A 17,794-nucleotide genomic window follows, 5' to 3' on the forward strand; every position below is an offset into this window, starting at 1 on the left:
CCAGGCGCTGAAACATGGCTATGGCGCCGGCCTTTTTCGAACCGCGACTCTCGCGCGGATCCCGAACCGCGCACCCTATCCGATATTCGTTACCGATCAACCGTTGCCGGCGACCGTGACATTTTCACGCGACCGATTCGCCCGCAGCGCACGCCTGAACCGGGACGGCCAGTCCTTGATCATGAACGTGCGTTCGATCACCGCGTAATAGGCGAGGCCGACCACAAGAACCACGAGCATTTCCCCCGCGCCGAACAGGGCCACGGCCGCGACCGGGCTGCCGGCGGCGTGTTTGGCGATCTGGCTGGTCAGGAACTGGATGGTCTGCAAATGGGTCAGGTAGATCGAATAGCAGGCGCCGCCGATCAGGCTGATCCAGGGATTTGCGCAGAATTCGTGGAATGAGGTGGGCGCGAACACGCAGGCGAACATGGTCGTCGTCGCCAGAAGGGCGAGGCCGCGCAAGGCCAGCGCGCCGGCGAGACTTCCGGCTGTGGACGGATTGTCGAGGGGCGCGGGGGCCGCGATGAACACAGCCAGCGCCAGAAAACCAGCCGCGCCGACCAGCGTCCGGGGCAGGCGGCGCATCGCCGCGGCTATGGTCTCGCGGCCGTCGGCCAGCAGGATGCCGAGCCAGAAGAAATGGAAGAAGCGCAAAATGCTGTCGAACACGTACACTCCGCCCAGCCGGTGCGGCGTGTAAAGCGACAGGAGAACGCCCAGCGCCAGCAGCGCCCCGCCGCACAGCCGGCGCCACCAGCCGCGAAGGCGGAAATAAGAGAAGAACAGCACGGGCGCGAGCAGGTAGAACTGCACCTCGATCTCGAGCGACCAGCCCGGCGGGAACAGGCGCGGACTCGTCCCCCACAGCAAGCCGTGCGCATAGACGACGGAGCCGAGCAGGCTCACGGTCAGCGAGTCCGGTCGTGTGGCGAAATGGTTGGTGTGCTCCGGATGATAGCCCGAAACCATGAGCGCCGCCCAGGTGGCGACGAGCAGGATCAGGTAGGGCGGCTCGATGCGCAGGACGCGACGGGCGAAATAGCTGCGCAGAAAAGCGCCGCTGAGCGGACTGTTCGAAGACCGCATCGCCTGGCTGGCGAGGATGAAGCCGCTGACCGCGAAAAACAGCATGACGCCCAGGCCCGGGCGGGTGAGCAGGTCGGCCGCGAGGGAGTCGCGGTGGTCGGCCACATTGGGGAAAAAGCGCAGGGCGCGTTCACAGAAATGGCCGACGACGACAATGGCGATGGCGATGAAGCGCAGGCCGTCCACTTCCGGCCGATAGGTCCCGCCCGACAGCCGCCTTTGCAGGCGCGTGGGGAGGGAAGCGGCCAAAGCCGCCAATCGACCGGGAAAGGAAGGCATGACGCGGCGCCCATCGGATAAAAAATCGACGCATCATCCCACAAAACCTTTATCGATCCCGGAACATTCCGCATCCAGGCTTAATGGCGGAATGTTAACCTTTACTCTTTAGAGTCTCTTCACTTTCATTGATGCTCGACCGGACTCATGAGCGAAACAGCCGCCGCACAAGGTTTTGGGGGCGCGCCGTCGGCGCGGCGTTTCACGTTCGAATACGCCAAGCTGCTCGACGTCGTGTTCTGGCTCACCATGTTTTCCGGCTCGGTGGTGTTCATCGAGCCTTCGCCCTACGACTTCCTGATCCTGATCACGCTGGTGCTTTGGGCGATCCGCGAGTTTTATGTCCCGCGCTCCGTCCTGCCGTTCCTGCTCGTGCTGTCGCTGTGGGTGGTCGGCGGCCTGTTCTCGCTCATCCCCTACTGGAACGAGCCGGACCCGGTCACCTATACCTATCACACGCTGTTCATCACCGCGACGGGCATGTTTTTCGCGCTTTTCACCGCGCGGCGCACCTCGCGGCGGCTCGATCTCCTGCTGAGCGGCTATGCCGCGAGCTGCGTCTTGGCGGCGGCCATCGCGGTGACGACCTGGGTGCTGGGCTATGGCGAGGACGGAGAATGGACCCTGAGCGGCCGCGCCATGGCGCCGTTCAAGGACCCCAACGTGCTCGGCTCCTATCTCGTCACCGGCGTGCTCTATCTCGCTCAGGGGATCATTCTGGGGCGCTGGCGCTATCTCTGGCTGACGCTGCCGAGCCTCGCCCTGATCCTCACCGCCCTGTTCCTGTCGTTCTCGCGCGGCTCCATGGGCGCCTGCGTGATCGCGCTGGTGATGATGGTCGCCTTCCTGTTCTGGACGGCCGACACGGCGCGGATGCGCCGGACCATCATGGCCGGCGCGGTGGCGTTCGTGCTCATGGCCGGCGCGGGCCTCGCCGCCGCCCTGTCCATCGACAGCGTGCGCGAATTCTTCTTCCAGCGCGCCGCCGTGCAGCATGACTATGACGAAGGCCCGACCGGCCGGTTCGGCAACCAGATTCGCGCCATCCCCATGCTGCTGGAGCGTCCCAACGGCATGGGACCTCTGCGCTACCGGCTCACCTTCGATCTCGACCCGCACAGTTCCTATGTCAACGCCTTCGCCTCCAACGGCTGGCTGGGCGGCTTCTCCTTCATCGCCATGGTGGTGCTCACGACCTTTTTGGGATTTCGCCAATGCCTGACCCGCCATCCCTGGATGCGGCAGGCCCAGATCGTCTTTCCCGCGACCTTCGTGTTTTTCCTGCAGGGCTTTCAGATCGACATCGACCACTGGCGCATGTTCTATGTGACGCTCGGGGCGGTCTGGGGCATAGAGGCGGCGCGGCGGCGCTGGCTGGCGGATCGCCCCGCGCGTGACGCCCGTTCGGCTTAAACCTTCCCACAACATCTCGGCCTAAGCAGGATTTTCGAAAAGTGGCCACCGGTTTTCGGATGAAAATCCTGCGAAAACAAAAGAACCTAAGCAAACATTCGTTGGGCGACCAACGAATGTTTGCTGAGGGTTTTGCGCGCAAGCGGACCCTTCCTTCATGCTGATCGTCGTCACCTTCATCGTCAATGCCGCGCTGAACTTTTTGCTCGGCCTCGCGGTCGCGGCCGGCCTTGGCCCCGAGGCCTATGGCCGGTTCTCCATCGCCTTCGCCGCCGCGCTCACCCTCGCCATTCTCGCCTTCGAATGGCTGCGCCTTTCCGCGACGCGCTTTTACAGCGAGGACAGCCGGACGCACGCGCCCGAAACCCGCGCTTCGCTGGACGCTGCCTATGTTTTGGGCGCCGCGCTGATCGCAGGCCTCGCCCTCGTGTTTTTCGCGCTCGGCTTCGACGCCGGGCTCGGCGCGCCCATGATCGGGGCCATCGCGCTGCTCGCCATCGCCAATGGCGTGTTCGATTATCACAGCGCCCTTTTGCGCGCGCGATTCCGCAATCGGGCCTATGCCGGCCTGGTCCTTCTGAAGAATATGTTCGCCTTCTCCGCCATGGTCGGGGCGGCCTTCTGGACGAAAAATCCTCTTGTGGTCATGGGGGTCGGCGGCGTCGGCGTCGCTCTGGCGACCCTCGCCCTGCGCGGCCAGACGGCGGACCGCGTGTCGCCAGGATTGGCGCGGGGTGGAAAAGTCGCGCTTTATCTGCGCTATGGCGCGCCGATCCTTTTGGCGAACCTGTTCTATCAGGCCATCCTGCTCGCCAACCGCGGTTTTGTGGCGTCCCGGCTTGGGTTCGCGGAGGCCGGCGAGCTGTCTCTGCCGACCGACGTGACCTTGCGCCTGATGCTGGCCGTTGGCGCGGCGCTCGACATTTATCTGTTCCAGCTCGCGGTGCGCCGCAAGGCGGAGAGCGAGGCGGCGGGGCAGGCGCAGATGCGCAAGAACATTTTGCTGATCTTCGCCGCCTACACCCTGATCTGCGCCGGCAACATGGCCGCCATGACCGCCTTCGCCGCGCTGGTCGCGCCGGCGAAATTTGCCTCCTCCTTCGGCGAACTCGCCTTCATCCTGGCGCCGGGCGTCGCCCTGTTCGGACTCGCGCAGTTCTGTCTCAATCCGATCCTGCAACTGGAGGGGCGCACCGGCGGCCTGTTTTATGCCGGCCTCGCTTGCGCCGCGCTCGATCTCGGCTGGCTCACGCTGTTTCCGCCAGCGGACATGCGCGGCTATGCGCTGGTCCATTCCGTCAGCCTCGCCGCGAGCTTCGTCTTCACGCTCGGCCTCACCTGGAGGCTGCGCGCGTGCTGGCCCGGCTTGCGTGATCTCGCCGGCGTCGTGGTCTCAGGCGTCTGCGCCAGCGCCGCGATGTTCTTTACGCGAGACATCCAGCCCGCCTTGCTCGGCCTGCTGCTCAACGCCCTGGTTGGCGCCGGCGTGTTCGGCCTCGCCCTGCTGGCGCTCGACCCCGGCGGATTGTTCCGCCCGGCCTTGGCCCGCTTTGTCGCCTTTCCGCCATTCCGCAAAAGGCTTTTCAACAGGCTTGGATAGATTTACGCGGGTTTTGCTCTATACGGCTTCATCACACGGTCACGTGGGTTGACCATAGACGCCCGATCATGCCTCCAGGGATCGCCATGGACTATTTTCGCCGGTTCAACTTCTTGCTCTGCGCGCCCTCGTTCGATCCGGACGAGCTGGAAGGCACGCGCCTCGACCAGATCGTGCTGGCGGTCGAAAAATCCGGCTTTGAAGTCACCCGCGCCCGACGCGTCGAAGACGCGGAGCTGGCGATCAAGACCGACGCCGCCATCGGCTGCATGATCGTCGACTGGGGCAAAAAGGGGATGAACTCCAAGACGGCGGGGCTCATTTCCTATGTGCGCAAGCGCGGCCTGGAAATGCCGATCATCCTGCTGGTGCGCCGCAAGCGTTTTGAAGATCTGCCCATCGACGTGCTCGACAATGTCGACGGCTATGTGTTTTTGGCTGAGGAAACGCCTGAATTCATTGCCAAAAACCTTGTTTCGCGGCTGAAGCAATATGCCGAGACCATGAAGACCCCGTTCTTCGGCGAACTCGTCGATTACGCCGAAGAAGGCAACATGCTGTGGACCTGCCCCGGCCACAACGGCGGCGTATTTTATAGCCGCAGCCCGATTGGCCGCATTTTTGTCGAGCATTTGGGCGAAGCGATTTTTCGTGATGACCTCGACAATTCCGTGCTCGACCTCGGCGACCTGCTCACCCACGAAGGCCCCGCGCTTCGCGCGCAAAAAGAGGCGGCCAAGATTTTTGGCGCGGAGCGCACCTATTTCGTGCTCAACGGCACCTCGACCTCCAACAAGGTGGTTTTGTCCGCACTGGTCGCCCCCGGCGATCTCGTCCTGTTCGACCGCAACAACCACAAGGCGGCGCATCACGGCGCGCTCATGCTCGGCGGCGGCGTGCCGATCTATCTGGAAACCGACCGCAACGCTTTTGGTTTGATCGGCCCCATCGATTATGAGGCGCTGGACGAAAAGGCGATCCGCGAAAAAATCCGCGCCAATCCGCTGGTGACCGACCCCGAGGCCTGGGAGCGTGAGCGCCCGTTCCGCGTCGCGGTGATCGAGCAATGTTCCTATGACGGCACGATTTATAACGCCGAGCTGATCCTGGAAAAAATCGGCCACCTCTGCGACTACATCCTGTTCGACGAGGCCTGGGCCGGCTTCATGAAATTCCACCCGATCTTCGCCGGCCATTTCGCCATGGGCCTGCAAAATCTCGGGCCGAACGCGCCGGGCATCATCGCCACGCAATCGACGCACAAACAGCTCGCCAGCTTCTCGCAGGCGTCGCAGATCCATTTCAAGGACCGCCACATCAAGGGCCAGACCCGCCGAGTCGAGCACAAGCGTTTCAACGAAACCTTTCTCATCCACGCCTCGACCTCGCCGTTCTATCCGCTGTTCGCCTCGCTCGACGTCGGCGCGCAGATGATGAAGGGGAAATCCGGCGTGGTGCTGTGGGACGACACCATTCGGCTCGGCATCGAAATTCGTAAGAAAATCCGCGCTCTGGGTCGGGAATTCGGCGAAAAGGCCAAGGACAAGGCCAATGCGTGGTTTTTCGATCCCTTCGTGCCCGACGAGGTCGAGACGCCCGACGGCTGGAGCGCCTGGGAGGATGTTTCGACCGACGATCTCGCCGAAAACTCTTCTTACTGGACGTTCGAGCCCGGCGCCCGCTGGCATGGGTTCCAGCACGTTTCGGAAAATTACGCGCTGACCGATCCCTGCAAGCTCACGCTGATCACGCCCGGTTTCAACCGCAAGACCGGCGAATATCTCGACCACGGCGTCCCCGCGCCCATCGTCGCGCAATATTTGCGCGAAAACCGCATTGTCGCGGAAAAGAACGACCTGAACTCGCTGCTGTTCCTGCTCACGCCGGGCGTGGAATCCTCCAAGGCCGGCGCGCTGATTTCGGCTTTGGTGGCGTTCAAGACGTACCATGACGAAAACGCGCCGCTGGAAGAGGTGATTCCCGAATTCGTGGCCAAGCGCCCGCAGAAATATGCGAAAATGCGCCTGCGCGACCTCTGCGGCCAGATGCACGCCTTTTACAAGGCGGCGAACACGTCGGATTTGCAGCGCCGCCAGTTCCGGCCGGAGCATCTGCCGACAAAAGTGATGCGCCCGCAGGAGGCGGTGCAAAAACTGACCCGCAATCAGGTGCGCTACCTGCCGCTCGACGAGATGTATGGCAAGATCGCCACCACTTTGTTCGTGGTCTATCCGCCGGGCATCGCCACCATTGCGCCGGGTGAAATTCTGGATGATCGCGCCAAGCCGATGCTGGAATATCTCAAGACTTTTGAGCGCGGCGCGAATCTCTTCCCCGGATTTGAGGCGGAAATCCAGGGCCTGCACCGCGAGGTCGACGAGAACGGGGTGATCCGGTTCCACGCCTATGTGGCGGACCCGGAGTGAGATAGAGGGCGAGGCGGCTAGAGCTGTTTCACGTTTCATGGAAACATGAAACAGCTCTAAATTCTTGTTTTGACGCATTTTCTTCACGCGAACTGGCATCCACCTCGCTTGAAAATGCTCTAGAGTCGCGCCCCGCCATTTCCATCGTCATTGCGAGCGCAGCGAAGCAATCCAGAAAGCCTGCGATTGCATCGCCTTGCTTTTGTTCTGATCGTTCTTCGCGCGAGGGGCCTGGATTGCTTCGCTGCGCTCGCAATGACGACATCAAGGCGCTGAGCATGGATATAGAAAGCGCGCGCTGTGCTACACGCTCCCGGCGCGCCCGCGTATCGCCCGGGCGCCGAGCAGGACGAGCGCCTTTCGCAAGCCTTCGTCGTCTATTCCTTCCGTGGCGAGGCGCGCCTCCGCGACGGCTTCGGGGTCGGGCGGGGCGACCAGCGCAGGGCCGGCGGCGCGCTCCAGCGGTCCCTGGCGAATCGCCAGACGTCCCACCGCGCGCCAGCCGAGATGGGCGTTGACCCGCTCCAGAATCAGCGGCGCCATGTGCTGGACCTCGATCGCCATCGCGCCGATCACCCGCAGCACCAGGGTGGCCGGCTCGACGGCGGCGTCAGGGGCGCGCTCGCGCGGGCGCGGCGGCCATTGCAGTTTGATCGGCTCGCAGCACTCCGCCAGCCTTTGGCCGACAATGTCGTCCCAGTGCAGGATCAGGCTCGACTGGCCAAATCCCTGTTTCGCCAGCACGGGATCGACGGCCGCGCCGACGAAATCGGCCAGCGGCTTGGGGAAGGAGGCTTTCTTTCTCTTGATCACCAAGCCATTGTGAGGCCGTGACACGCAAAAGCAAGACTGAAATCGGCCCGGCGCTGCTCGCCTGGTACGACATTTCGCGGCGCGACCTGCCGTGGCGCGCGCTTCCGGGGGAAACGCCCGATCCCTATTCCGTGTGGCTGTCGGAAATCATGCTGCAACAGACCACGGTTGCGGCGGTGAGGTCGTATTACGCCAAATTTTTGGCGCTGTGGCCTCGCGTGGACCATTTGGCGGCAGCCCCGCTCGAAGAGGTTTTGCAAGCCTGGGCGGGCCTCGGCTATTACTCTCGCGCGCGAAACCTGCACGCCTGCGCGCAAGAAATCGTCGCGGAGAACGGCGGCGCCTTTCCCGCAGATGAGGACAACTTGCGCCGTCTGCCGGGGATCGGGGCCTATACGGCGGGAGCTATCGCCGCCATCGCCTTCGATCGGCCGACGCCAGCCGTGGACGGCAATGTCGAGCGCGTGGTCGCGCGGCTGCTGGCGCTGGAGACGCCGCTGCCGGTGGCGAAAAAGGAGATTTCGGATTTCGTCGCCGCGATCCTGCCGAAGAAACGGCCGGGCGATTTCGCCCAGGCGATGATGGATCTGGGCGCGACCGTCTGCACCCCGCGTTCGCCGCGCTGCCTGATCTGTCCGCTGGCGCGTTTTTGTTGCGCGGCCTCGGCGGGAAATCCGCTGGAATTTCCGAAAAAGCCGCCGAAGAAGGCGCGCCCGTTCAAGCGCGGCGCGGTTTTCGTGCTGCGCCGCGCCGATGGGGCGGTGCTGGCGCGCCGTCGGCCCGCGCGTGGGCTTTTGGGGGGCATGACCGAATTTTTCGGCACGGATTGGCGCGAGGGGCGGGGAGAGGATTGGGCTGAGGCGGCTCTTGCGTCCGCCCCTTGCACGCGCGCCAATTGGCGGCTTGCCGGCGAAATCGACCATGTCTTCACCCACTTTGCCTTAAAACTCAGCGTGTTCGTCGCGGCTGCGCCGGCCGATTTCGCGGCGCCCGAGACGGGGTTCTGGATCGCGGCGCAAGACTTGAGCGCCGCGGCCCTTCCGAGCGTGATGCGCAAGGTGGAGACTTGCGCGTTTAAGGCAATGGACTTGCGCGTGGCCGGAAAGCCGGCATGATGGGATCAGGGGGAATACGGCATGACCAGGAAACGCGGCGACAGGCCGGAGGTCGCGCTGACGGAAGGCGCGATCCGCGTGAGCTGGAAGGGGAAGGTGCGCACCATTCTGCCTTCGGCCAAGCCGCCGGACGCCGAGGATGAGGCGGATTTTTTCGTCGACCTCGACGACGTCGTCTGCTGGGACCCTCCCGACGATGACGCCGAGATCGAAATGGACGAATTGCAGCGCATCTTGGAGGCGATCGACGAGGCGTTCGAGCGCATGGGGCTGGTGGTCGCCTATGAGTGACGCCCCTTTCCCAATGCCGATTTAGCCTGCTAGAACTGCGGTGAAACGACGGAGCGCGCCGCCATGAAATGGGAAGATTTCCGCCAGTCCGAAAACATCGAGGATCGTCGCGGGTCCGAGTATGCGGACGCCGGCGGCGGCGGTTTTGGCGGCGGCTCCTCCGGCCATCTCGGGCTCGGCGCCATGGTCGTGCTCGGCATCATCGGCTATGCCCTGGGCATTGATCCCCGCGTGCTGATCGGCGGCGCGGAAATGGTGTCGCATATGTCGTCGGGCGGGTCGCAGCAAAACCAGAGCGCGCCGCAGGGCAAGGTCGGCGCCCCCAAGGATCGCATCGGGCAATTCGTCGCCGCCATCATCGCGCAGAACGAGGATGTGTGGAAAGTTGTGTTGCCGCAGCAGGCGAACGTCCGGTTCACGCCCGCCACCGTGGTGATGTTCAACGGCGCGACCCGCTCGGCCTGCGGCAAGGCGAAGTCGGCCATGGGTCCGTTCTATTGCCCCGAGGACAGAAAGATCTATCTCGACACGTCGTTCTTCCGCGAGATGAAACAGAAATTCGGCGGCGGCGGCGATTTCGCCTATGCCTATGTGATCTCCCACGAGATGGGCCACCATATCCAAAATCTGCTCGGCGTCCTGTCGAAGTACCAGGACGCACAGCAGAACGCCGACGACCCCAGCCAGGCCAACGCCATTTCCGTGCGCATCGAATTGCAGGCCGACTGCCTCGCCGGAGTCTGGGCCGCCAACGCCAACCAGAAATGGCAAATTTTGGAGCCCGGCGACATTGAAAAGGCCGTCGCCACCGCTCAGGCGATTGGCGACGACAAGCTTCAGGAAAGCTCGCGCGGTTATGTTGTGCCAGACTCCTTCACGCACGGCTCTGCGGCCCAGCGCGTGCAGTGGCTGCAACGCGGATTGCAGTCGGGCCGCATTGACGCCTGCAATACGTTCGGGCGGCAGGGCTGATCGAAAACGTGCGGCGCCAGGCGGTGCGCCTGGCGCTGCCGATTACGCCACGGCCTTGGCTGGCGCCTGACGCGCGAGGCCGGCGGCGATCTTTTCGGTCGGAATATCCACATCGATTTCCAATGTGGAAACCGCGCCCTGTTGACCCATCGTGACCTTCACGGCGTCGGGGGCGATCTCGACATGCTTGGCGATCGTCGCCAGAATTTCATCGCGCAGGACGGCGATGAGGTTGTCGGGCCCCAGGGCGACGCGTTCGTGAGCCAGGAGGATCTGCAGGCGTTCACGCGCGACCGGCGCCGTCGCGTTGCGCGGCTTGAACAGGCCGAACAAGCTCATGCCGCCGCCCTCCGACCGAGAATGCGGTTGAGGAGGGATTTTTTCTCGCCGGGGACGAGCATGGGCACGGATTCGCCCATGAGCCGGCGCGCGGCGTCCTCATAGGAGCGTCCCGCCTGGCTGGTCGCGGCGTTGATGGTGATGGGAGCGCCGATATTGGAGGCGCGCAAAATCTCTTCGCTTTCCGGAACGATCCCGAGCAGGGGAATGGACAGGATTTCCAAGACGTCGGCGACGCCGAGCATTTCGCCGCGGCTGGCGCGCCCCGGGTCGAAACGGGTCAGAAGCAGTTGCTTTTGCAGGCGCTGGCCCTGCTCGGCGCGCAGGGTTTTCGAATCGAGCAAGCCGATGATGCGATCGGAATCGCGGACGGAGGAGACTTCCGGGTTCGTGACCACCACCGCCTCGTCGGCGAAGCGCATCGCCAGCAAGGCGCCGCGCTCGATGCCCGCCGGGCTGTCGCACAGAACGTAATCGAACAGACCGCGCAATTCGTCGACGACGCGCGCCACGCCCTCTTCCGACAAGGCGTCCTTGTCACGGGTCTGCGACGCGGCCAGCAGGCTCAGCGTGTCCACGCGCTTGTCGCGGATCAGCGCCTGCGCCAGCTTGGCGTCGCCGTTGGCGACATTGATGAGGTCATAGACGACCCGGCGCTCGGCGCCCATGACCAGATCGAGATTGCGCAGTCCCACGTCGAAATCGACCACGCAGACCCGGTTGCCAGCCCTGGCGAGCGCCGCGCCGAGCGCAGCTGTCGAGGTTGTTTTGCCAACTCCGCCTTTTCCCGACGTCACCACAACGACTTTGCTCATTGCACGCCCCTGTTCAATTCAAGATCCTAATTTCGAGATCGGTTTCGGCCAGACGGACCTCGATGCTCTTGCCCTCGGTCTTCGGGTCCATGCCTTCGGCGGTGACATAGGCGCCGCCAACGCAAAGCAGCTCCGCGCGCGCTTCCGCGCAGAAGATGCGCGCGTCCCGGATGCCGGAGACGCCGGCGAAGATGCGGCCCTGGACGGCGCCATAGACATGGACGGAGCCGCCGGCGATCACTTCGGCGCCCGACGCCACGCGCCCGATGATGGTGATGTCGCCCGCGAGATTGGAGATCGACTGGCCGGAACGCACGGGCGAATCGATGAACAGGGTCTGGCTGCACCCCGTATGTCTTGCCGGCGCCTGGGGGAGCGCCTCGGTCTTGGGTTGCTCCGCCTTGGGAGCGTCGCCCTCGGCCGCGGCCTCTTCCGGCTTGGTGGGCACGCCTCCGGTCACGGTCGGCGGCAAATGCGGGCCGACCAGCGCGGGGTTGGGGTTTTCGACCCCCATGACGCGAATGTGACGGCGCGTCAGCTGGCCAAGAAAATCTCGGTACGCCCGCAAGGGAATGTCGAGCAGGGACAAGTCCAGGATGATCGGCTTGTTGGCGAAGAAATTCGGCGAGCGCGACAGCCATCCGTCGAGCACGACAAACCAGTCGTCCAGGGGTTCCACGGGCTGCAGGACGAACGCAATCAGCGAATGCGTTCGCAGGTTCAGCGTGTTGGTGGAGCGCACGTGGGCGTTCATCGATTCATCCCATTGACGATTGGTTAACCATGATGAGGAAACGTTGATAAAAGATTAACGATTGCAACCTTTCGCGAGTGACTTCAGGAAACGGCAGCCGCGCATGTTTCTGAGTATAATGAATTTCAATGAGTTAACTGGAGCGGCGCCAGGGTCAGGCCCGCCGTCTTGCACGGCGCGGCGCGAAACCGGGTCCGGCGGGAGCGAAGGCGGCGCTGCGTTTCAGTCTCGGGAGGCGGCTGAAGCGCCGAGGAGACCGGATCTCATGAACAGGGCGTTCACGTCCGTGACCGCGCCAAGCACCGAACCGAGCGCGTCGAGTTTGCCCTCGACGAGCACGCCCGAAGCGCCATGGACGCGATTGAGCAGATTGGTCGAACTGGTCTGAACCGGGTGATTCGCCCCGCTCTCCATGTCGCGCAGGAATGATTCGACGATGATGTCCTCGTTGCGCTGGGCGCAGCTCTCGCAGATGCGCGTCGGAATCGGAGCGTTCTCCACGGCGAGGCGCCGGCATTCGCGCTGGATGAAGGGAATTTTCGAGCGTGTATCGCATGGTGTCCCCCGATGCGCGTCGGCCAGGGCACAGGCGCGCTCTCCCGGCTTTTAGAGGGATTCGCTTGTGCTGGGCTTATGGGGGGCGCATCCTTTGGCGCCGCCAGGCTTAAGATTTTTGGAAGCGGCGCCGAAGTAAGGTCGGCGGAGTCTCGCCGCTGTGGGCGGACGGTGGAGGCAAGTTGAAGTACAGACCGGATATCGATGGCTTGCGCTCGATCGCTGTCGTGCCGGTCGTGCTCTATCACGCGCATTTCTACTTCATGCGCGGCGGCTATGTCGGCGTCGACGTGTTCTTCGTCATTTCAGGCTATCTCATCACCGCCATGATCGCGCCGGACATCGAGGCGGGCCGTTTCAGCATCGCCGGCTTCTATAAGCGTCGCGTCCTGCGCATTTTTCCCGCGCTGTTCGCCATGCTGCTCGCGACCGCAATCGGCGCCTGTTTCGTCCTGACGCCTCCGGAAATGAAGGATTTCGCCTGGTCGCTGGCGGCCGCGGCGACCTCGGTCTCCAACATTTTCTTCTCCGGGCAGTCCGGCTATTTCGACGCGCCGGCCCTGAGCAAGCCGCTGCTGCACACTTGGTCGCTCGGGGTTGAGGAACAGTTCTATCTGGTCTTCCCGCTGTTTCTGCTGGCGGCGCAAAAACTCGCGCCCCACCGGATGAAGGCGGCGCTCGCCCTGCTTTCGGCCCTCTCGCTGGCGGCGGGCGCATGGGTGTCGCTCTCCCATCCGGTCCAGGCCTTTTACTGGATGCCGTTCCGTTTTTGGGAGCTTTCGCTGGGGGCGCTCGGCGCGCTCGGCGCCTTTGGGCGAATCGACGGCGCCCTGCCGCGCAATGTCTTGGGGCTGGCCGGTTTTGCGGCGATTCTGCTGGCCGCCTCGCATTTCGACGACAACACCCCCTGGCTGTTCGCCACCACCGTCCCCGTCTTTGGCGCGCTGGCGGTGATGGTCGCGGGCGCGGGCGGCGAGACTGTTGTTGGCCGCTTCCTGTCGCTGCGGCCGATGGTGTTCGTCGGGCTGATCTCCTATTCCTTCTATCTCTGGCATTGGCCGCTGATCGTGTTCCAGCACGAGACCGGCGCGCTGTTGCTGAACGCGCCCTACAAACTGGGGCGTTATGTCATCGTCTCGCTGTCCTTCGTCGTCGCCGCGCTCTCCTGGCGCTTCATCGAAACGCCGTTCCGGCGGGGTTTTGGGCTCAAGCCTCCGCGTGCCGTGCTTCAGGGCGCGGCGGCCGCCATGGCGACGTCGGTCGCCGCCGCCGGGGCCATGCTGGCGTCGGAAGGGCTAGCCTGGCGCTATCCGCCGGGCGCCGCGGCGGTCGCCGAATTCCTGAACGATTCCGGGCATGCGCGCATAAAACGTCACGGATGTTTCGCCGAAAGCTGGAGCCAGTTCCAACCCGAGGCGTGCCTCGCGCCCAAACCCGGCGCCACACTGGTGCTGGGCGACAGTCACGCCGCGCATCTGTGGATGGGACTGAGCGACGTCTATCCCAACCAAACCTTCCTGCTTGCGGCGGGGCCGTCCTGCAAACCGCTGGTGAACGACGGCGCCTTCGCCCTGCCGGTGTGCCGGTCGCTGATGGACTATGTTTTCGAAGACTATTTGCCGAAACACCCGGTTTCGCGCGTCATCCTGCAAGCGCGCTGGACGGATGCCGAGATTTCGCGATTGCCGGCGACCTTGGCCCGCTTAAAATCCTTGGGGATCGAGACGATTGTCGTTGGTCCCGTCGTTGAATATGACGTCGCGCTGCCGCGCTTGCTCGCGGAATCGATCCGCCTCGACGACCCGAAGCGGGTCGATGAAGGCCGCACCGCCGCCATTTTCGCGCGGGACCGCGCCATGGCCGCGAAAATGGCGGAACTCGGCGTCGATTACGTCTCGCTCGTCGATCTGACCTGCCCGAACGGGGCGTGTGTCCTTTACGCGGACGGCGTCGCGCCGCTTCTGTTCGATCGCGACCACCTCACCGAGGCCGGCGCGAGGTTCCTCGCGCGGAAAATGGGGTTTCAATGAAGCCGGATTTTCTGGTCAACGGGCGCTTTTTGACCCAGCGGACGACCGGCGTGCAGCGCTATGCCCGCGAGATTCTTTTTGAACTGGCGCGGCTCGCCGGGGACGACGGCAAGACGGTTGAACTGCTCGCGCCGCCCGGAACGCCGCCCGCCTTCGCCGCCATTGCGCAAGAAAACGTCGGCTTTGGCGCCGGCTATGCCTGGGAGCAACTGGCGCTTCCGCTTTTGGCGCGGGTGCCGCTGCTGAATCTCTGCAATCTCGGGCCCGTCGCTTTGCGCCGTCAAATCGTCTGCCTGCACGACGCCAACGTCTTCACCATGCCCGAGGCTTACAGTAAGGGGTTTCGCGCCGCTTATGGCGTGCTCCTGCCGCTGCTCGCGCGCCGCGCCGCGCGGGTGACCAGCGTTTCGCATTTTTCCGCCGCTTCCCTGGCGCGCTTTCTGCCGGTGGAGGCGAAGAACATCGTCGTCCTGCCCAACGGCCACGAACATGTCTTCCGCTGGAAGCCCGAAAATTCTTCCTGGCGCGACAAGCTGGCCGACCGCCGCCCCTTCATCCTGCTGATTGGCAGCCGCGCGCCGCACAAGAATGTCGGCCTGATTTTTCGAATGGCCGAAGCGCTCGACGGTCTCGGCCTCGACGCCATCGTCGCCGGCGGCGGCGATTCCATTTTCGGCGCCGAGCAGCGCGCGCAGGCGCGCAACGTCGCGTTCGTTGGCTATGTCAGTGACGACGATCTGGCCGCGTTGATGGAAAAGGCTCTGGCCCTCGCCTTTCCCTCGCGCACCGAAGGGTTTGGCTTGCCGATCGTCGAGGCCATGGCGCTGTCCTGTCCCGTGGTCAGCTCCAACAGCGCCTCCATGCCGGAGGTGTGCGGCGAGGCCGCGCTGATGGCGGATTGCGACGACCCCGGCGCGTGGCTGGCCCATTTCAAGGCGCTGCGCGACTCGCCCGGTTTGCGTGAGGATTTGATCGTGGCCGGGCGCGAAAGGGTGAAGCGATTCTCCTGGGCGCGCTCGGCTGCGGGCTATCTGGAACTGCTTGAAGGCTTGTGACGGGTCAGGGGGACCACCCCTCCGGCGCCATTTCAAAACCGGCGAATTCGAACGCCGGCGCCACGATGCAGGAGACGAGAGTCCACGCGCCAAAACTTTGCGCCTCCTGCCAGTCGCCGGCCGGAACCGTCGCCTGAAGCGTCTCGCCCCCGAACAGGTTCGGGCCGAGCCGGTGTTCACACCGCCCCGCCGGACCAGCGATGCCGAGCCGCAGGGGCGCTCCGGCCTGCCACAGCCAGAGTTCCGCCGCATCGACGCGATGCCAGCGCGAAAGCTCGCCCGCCGCCAGCAGGAAATAAATGCTGGTCGCGGCGCCGCGCCCGCCGTTTTCGGGCGCATCGCGCCAGATTTCCCGGTAATGCCCGCCTTCCGGATGCGGCTTCAGCCCGAGCGCGGCGATGATGTTCGGGGCCGCGAGGGTTACGTCGCGCAGGTCGAGGCCCATCAAATGGTCCGGATGGCTTGGCTGTTGAGGGTGCGCGACGGTTTTGCCGCGCGAATCAGCGCTGCCAGATCGCGCGGTTGCGCCCCGCGCAGGGCGGCGCGCTGCGCCAGCAGGCCCACGGGCTTTGCGAGGCCCGGCGCGAACCGCGTCGCCAAACTGTAGGGCGCGCGACGCAGCAAGGCGCCGGAAAATGTCGCGCCTTCCAGCAGCAGGTCGCTCGCCTCCTCGATAAAACCGGTCGGCGTCGCATAGCCGCCTTCGAGCACGAAGATGATTTCGCCGCGCGTTTCGCTCACGGCGCGGGCAAAACCCTCGGCGAGCGTCGCGGTTTCGACATAGGCGCAACCGGCGTAATCGGCGACGCCGGCGAGGTCGTCTTCGGCGCGTCCGATCAGGGCGGCGTCGCGCACCACGCCCTCCATGGTCGCGCGCACCAGCGAACCCAGGCTGCGCGCCAAAGCCTCGGCCGCGCGCGGGTTGGGCGCGGCGCCGAGAGAGGGCGAGAGCAGCAGGGCCGAGATCATGGCGAAGCTTTAGTCCCTTTTTCTCCGGCGCGCAAAAGTCCTTGAAAATGGGTTAATGTTCCCATATTGTTCTCTTTCGTGATTTGTTCTCTCCGGAGACTGAAATGACCGCTCATTCCTCGCTCTGCAGCATCGCGCCGCCGCGCCGGCGCGGGCGTGGCGCGACGGCCAACCGCAGCGGTCGTTTCGAGCGCGAGGTTCGCGAGGATTTTGACGACGGCTGGGGCGCGCTGGAGGATTTGCCCGCCTTCGCCACCCAGATCGCCCACGAGCGCCCCAAAAATCTGATCACGCGCAATGACTCGCCCGACATCGGTTTCGAGCGCTCGATCAATCCCTATCGCGGCTGCGAGCACGGCTGCGTCTATTGCTTCGCCCGACCGACCCATGCGTATCTGGGCCTGTCGCCGGGGCTGGATTTCGAAACGCGGTTGACGGTGAAGGACGGCGCCGCCGAGCTGCTGCGCCGGGAGTTTTCGGCGCCGGGCTATCAAGCGAAGACCATCGCGATCGGGACGAACACCGATCCCTATCAGCCGATCGAACGTCGCCACAGGGTGATGCGCGACATCCTGCAGGTGCTGGCGGACACGAACCATCCCGTGGCCATCGTCACCAAATCCGCCCATGTGCTGCGCGACCTCGACCTGTTTGCGCCCATGGCCGCCAAAGGGCTGGTCAAGGTCGCGCTGTCGATCACCACGCTCGACCGCAAGCTCGCCCGGGTCATGGAGCCGCGCGCCTCCACGCCCGAGCGCTGCCTGGATGCGATCGCACAACTCACCGCCGCCGGCGTGCCCACGGCGGTGATGGTCGCGCCGATCATTCCCGGCGTCACCGACCACGAGATGGAGACGATTCTGGCGCGCGCCCAGGCGGCTGGCGCGAGCGAGGCCGGCTACATCTTGCTGCGCCTGCCGCTGGAGACCCAGGATTTGTTTTCCGCCTGGCTTCTCGAAAATTTCCCCGACAAATATCGCAAGGTTTTGGGGCTGCTGCGCTCGACCCGCGAGGGCAAGCTTTATGAGTCAAGCTGGGGCAAGCGCATGACCGGAACCGGTCCCTATGCCTGGACGCTGGGCCGGCGTTTCGAACTGGCCTGCGAGCGGCTCGGCCTCAGCGCCCGCAAGGCCAAGCTGCGCGCCGACCTTTTTGTTCGCCCGCAGGCGGGCGGGGTGCAGCTGAGCCTTTTCTAGAGCTTTTTTTACGTTTCATGGAAAGATGAAAAAGCTCTAGATTCTTGTTTTAACGCATTTTCTTCACGCGAACCGGCATCCAC

17 protein-coding genes are annotated in these 17,794 nt (G+C 64.2%); 9 read left to right on the plus strand and 8 right to left on the minus strand.

Going from position 1 to position 17,794, the window contains the following annotated elements:
• Nucleotides 1-96 precede the first annotated feature (96 nt).
• Nucleotides 97-1,368, minus strand: a complete 1,272-nt coding sequence (locus tag GJ654_RS00510) for an acyltransferase family protein (RefSeq protein ID WP_155444137.1) — start codon at nt 1,366-1,368, stop codon at nt 97-99.
• 147 nt (nt 1,369-1,515) lie between these two features.
• Here GJ654_RS00510 and GJ654_RS00515 point away from each other — a divergent pair, with 147 nt between their 5' ends.
• The 3 genes from GJ654_RS00515 to GJ654_RS00525 all read left to right on the plus strand — a co-directional run bounded on the left by GJ654_RS00515 (nt 1,516) and on the right by GJ654_RS00525 (nt 6,807).
• Complete coding sequence (locus tag GJ654_RS00515; protein ID WP_155444138.1) at nt 1,516-2,781, plus strand: O-antigen ligase family protein; 1,266 nt, start codon at nt 1,516-1,518, stop codon at nt 2,779-2,781.
• 157 nt (nt 2,782-2,938) lie between these two features.
• Nucleotides 2,939-4,381 carry a lipopolysaccharide biosynthesis protein gene (locus GJ654_RS00520; protein ID WP_155444139.1) on the plus strand — a complete coding sequence of 481 codons (1,443 nt, stop codon included), beginning with the start codon at nt 2,939-2,941 and terminating at the stop codon, nt 4,379-4,381.
• Nucleotides 4,382-4,467: 86 nt separating this feature from the next.
• Nucleotides 4,468-6,807 carry an Orn/Lys/Arg decarboxylase N-terminal domain-containing protein gene (locus GJ654_RS00525; protein WP_155444140.1) on the plus strand — a complete coding sequence of 780 codons (2,340 nt, stop codon included), beginning with the start codon at nt 4,468-4,470 and terminating at the stop codon, nt 6,805-6,807.
• Nucleotides 6,808-7,110: 303 nt separating this feature from the next.
• Here GJ654_RS00525 and GJ654_RS00530 read toward each other — a convergent pair whose 3' ends face one another.
• Complete coding sequence (locus GJ654_RS00530; RefSeq protein WP_319802116.1) at nt 7,111-7,620, minus strand: DUF721 domain-containing protein; 510 nt, start codon at nt 7,618-7,620, stop codon at nt 7,111-7,113.
• 17 nt (nt 7,621-7,637) lie between these two features.
• Here GJ654_RS00530 and mutY point away from each other — a divergent pair, with 17 nt between their 5' ends.
• From mutY to ypfJ, 3 genes are all read left to right on the plus strand, one after another.
• Nucleotides 7,638-8,735: an A/G-specific adenine glycosylase gene (gene mutY / locus GJ654_RS00535; RefSeq protein WP_264586075.1), complete on the plus strand. Its 1,098-nt coding sequence runs from the start codon at nt 7,638-7,640 to the stop codon at nt 8,733-8,735.
• 21 nt (nt 8,736-8,756) lie between these two features.
• Nucleotides 8,757-9,026, plus strand: a complete 270-nt coding sequence (locus GJ654_RS00540; protein WP_155444142.1) for an Imm74 family immunity protein — start codon at nt 8,757-8,759, stop codon at nt 9,024-9,026.
• Nucleotides 9,027-9,089: 63 nt separating this feature from the next.
• Nucleotides 9,090-9,998 (plus strand): KPN_02809 family neutral zinc metallopeptidase, encoded by a 909-nt coding sequence (gene ypfJ, locus GJ654_RS00545; RefSeq protein ID WP_155444143.1) that lies wholly within the window; start codon nt 9,090-9,092, stop codon nt 9,996-9,998.
• 42 nt (nt 9,999-10,040) lie between these two features.
• On the opposite strand, the gene minE is transcribed toward ypfJ, so the two are convergent.
• From minE to GJ654_RS00565, 4 genes are all read right to left on the minus strand, one after another.
• Nucleotides 10,041-10,337, minus strand: a complete 297-nt coding sequence (gene minE / locus GJ654_RS00550) for a cell division topological specificity factor MinE (RefSeq protein WP_155444144.1) — start codon at nt 10,335-10,337, stop codon at nt 10,041-10,043.
• Nucleotides 10,334-11,152 (minus strand): septum site-determining protein MinD, encoded by an 819-nt coding sequence (gene minD, locus GJ654_RS00555; RefSeq protein WP_155444145.1) that lies wholly within the window; start codon nt 11,150-11,152, stop codon nt 10,334-10,336. The genes minE and minD overlap by 4 nt, the downstream gene beginning before the upstream one ends.
• A 13-nt stretch (nt 11,153-11,165) precedes the next feature.
• Nucleotides 11,166-11,906: a septum site-determining protein MinC gene (gene minC, locus GJ654_RS00560; RefSeq protein ID WP_155444146.1), complete on the minus strand. Its 741-nt coding sequence runs from the start codon at nt 11,904-11,906 to the stop codon at nt 11,166-11,168.
• A 222-nt stretch (nt 11,907-12,128) separates the two neighbouring features.
• Nucleotides 12,129-12,407 (minus strand): hypothetical protein, encoded by a 279-nt coding sequence (locus GJ654_RS00565; protein ID WP_155444147.1) that lies wholly within the window; start codon nt 12,405-12,407, stop codon nt 12,129-12,131.
• Between the two features lie 236 nt (nt 12,408-12,643).
• Here GJ654_RS00565 and GJ654_RS00570 point away from each other — a divergent pair, with 236 nt between their 5' ends.
• Nucleotides 12,644-14,491, plus strand: a complete 1,848-nt coding sequence (locus GJ654_RS00570) for an acyltransferase family protein (RefSeq protein WP_196305385.1) — start codon at nt 12,644-12,646, stop codon at nt 14,489-14,491.
• On the plus strand, nt 14,488-15,546 hold the full coding sequence (locus GJ654_RS00575; protein ID WP_155444149.1) for a glycosyltransferase family 4 protein: 1,059 nt from the start codon (nt 14,488-14,490) through the stop codon (nt 15,544-15,546). The genes GJ654_RS00570 and GJ654_RS00575 overlap by 4 nt, the downstream gene beginning before the upstream one ends.
• Before the next feature lie 4 nt (nt 15,547-15,550).
• Here the strand turns inward: GJ654_RS00575 and GJ654_RS00580 are convergent, their stop codons facing one another.
• Nucleotides 15,551-15,991 carry a cupin domain-containing protein gene (locus GJ654_RS00580; protein WP_155444150.1) on the minus strand — a complete coding sequence of 147 codons (441 nt, stop codon included), beginning with the start codon at nt 15,989-15,991 and terminating at the stop codon, nt 15,551-15,553.
• Nucleotides 15,991-16,515 (minus strand): transposase, encoded by a 525-nt coding sequence (locus GJ654_RS00585; RefSeq protein WP_155444151.1) that lies wholly within the window; start codon nt 16,513-16,515, stop codon nt 15,991-15,993. The genes GJ654_RS00580 and GJ654_RS00585 overlap by 1 nt, the downstream gene beginning before the upstream one ends.
• A gap of 104 nt (nt 16,516-16,619) precedes the next feature.
• Between GJ654_RS00585 and GJ654_RS00590 the strand changes: the two genes are divergently transcribed.
• Nucleotides 16,620-17,711 carry a PA0069 family radical SAM protein gene (locus tag GJ654_RS00590; RefSeq protein WP_155444152.1) on the plus strand — a complete coding sequence of 364 codons (1,092 nt, stop codon included), beginning with the start codon at nt 16,620-16,622 and terminating at the stop codon, nt 17,709-17,711.
• The last annotated feature ends 83 nt before the right edge of the window (nt 17,712-17,794 follow it).

Origin of the sequence: Rhodoblastus acidophilus, from assembly GCF_009720655.1 — a bacterium.
Taxonomy (GTDB): Bacteria; Pseudomonadota; Alphaproteobacteria; order Rhizobiales; family Beijerinckiaceae; genus Rhodoblastus; species Rhodoblastus acidophilus_A.

What these genes read in the sequence shown, in the direction of transcription:
- GJ654_RS00540 (WP_155444142.1), top strand. Translation starts at nt 8,757, where the DNA reads ATGACCAGGAAACGCGGCGACAGGCCGGAGGTCGCGCTGACGGAAGGC.
- GJ654_RS00585 (WP_155444151.1), bottom strand. Translation starts at nt 16,515, where the DNA reads ATGATCTCGGCCCTGCTGCTCTCGCCCTCTCTCGGCGCCGCGCCCAAC.
- minC (WP_155444146.1), bottom strand. Translation starts at nt 11,906, where the DNA reads ATGAACGCCCACGTGCGCTCCACCAACACGCTGAACCTGCGAACGCAT.
- GJ654_RS00520 (WP_155444139.1), top strand. Translation starts at nt 2,939, where the DNA reads ATGCTGATCGTCGTCACCTTCATCGTCAATGCCGCGCTGAACTTTTTG.
- minE (WP_155444144.1), bottom strand. Translation starts at nt 10,337, where the DNA reads ATGAGCTTGTTCGGCCTGTTCAAGCCGCGCAACGCGACGGCGCCGGTC.
- minD (WP_155444145.1), bottom strand. Translation starts at nt 11,152, where the DNA reads ATGAGCAAAGTCGTTGTGGTGACGTCGGGAAAAGGCGGAGTTGGCAAA.
- GJ654_RS00525 (WP_155444140.1), top strand. Translation starts at nt 4,468, where the DNA reads ATGGACTATTTTCGCCGGTTCAACTTCTTGCTCTGCGCGCCCTCGTTC.
- GJ654_RS00590 (WP_155444152.1), top strand. Translation starts at nt 16,620, where the DNA reads ATGACCGCTCATTCCTCGCTCTGCAGCATCGCGCCGCCGCGCCGGCGC.
- ypfJ (WP_155444143.1), top strand. Translation starts at nt 9,090, where the DNA reads ATGAAATGGGAAGATTTCCGCCAGTCCGAAAACATCGAGGATCGTCGC.
- GJ654_RS00515 (WP_155444138.1), top strand. Translation starts at nt 1,516, where the DNA reads ATGAGCGAAACAGCCGCCGCACAAGGTTTTGGGGGCGCGCCGTCGGCG.
- GJ654_RS00510 (WP_155444137.1), bottom strand. Translation starts at nt 1,368, where the DNA reads ATGCCTTCCTTTCCCGGTCGATTGGCGGCTTTGGCCGCTTCCCTCCCC.
- GJ654_RS00575 (WP_155444149.1), top strand. Translation starts at nt 14,488, where the DNA reads ATGAAGCCGGATTTTCTGGTCAACGGGCGCTTTTTGACCCAGCGGACG.
- GJ654_RS00580 (WP_155444150.1), bottom strand. Translation starts at nt 15,991, where the DNA reads ATGGGCCTCGACCTGCGCGACGTAACCCTCGCGGCCCCGAACATCATC.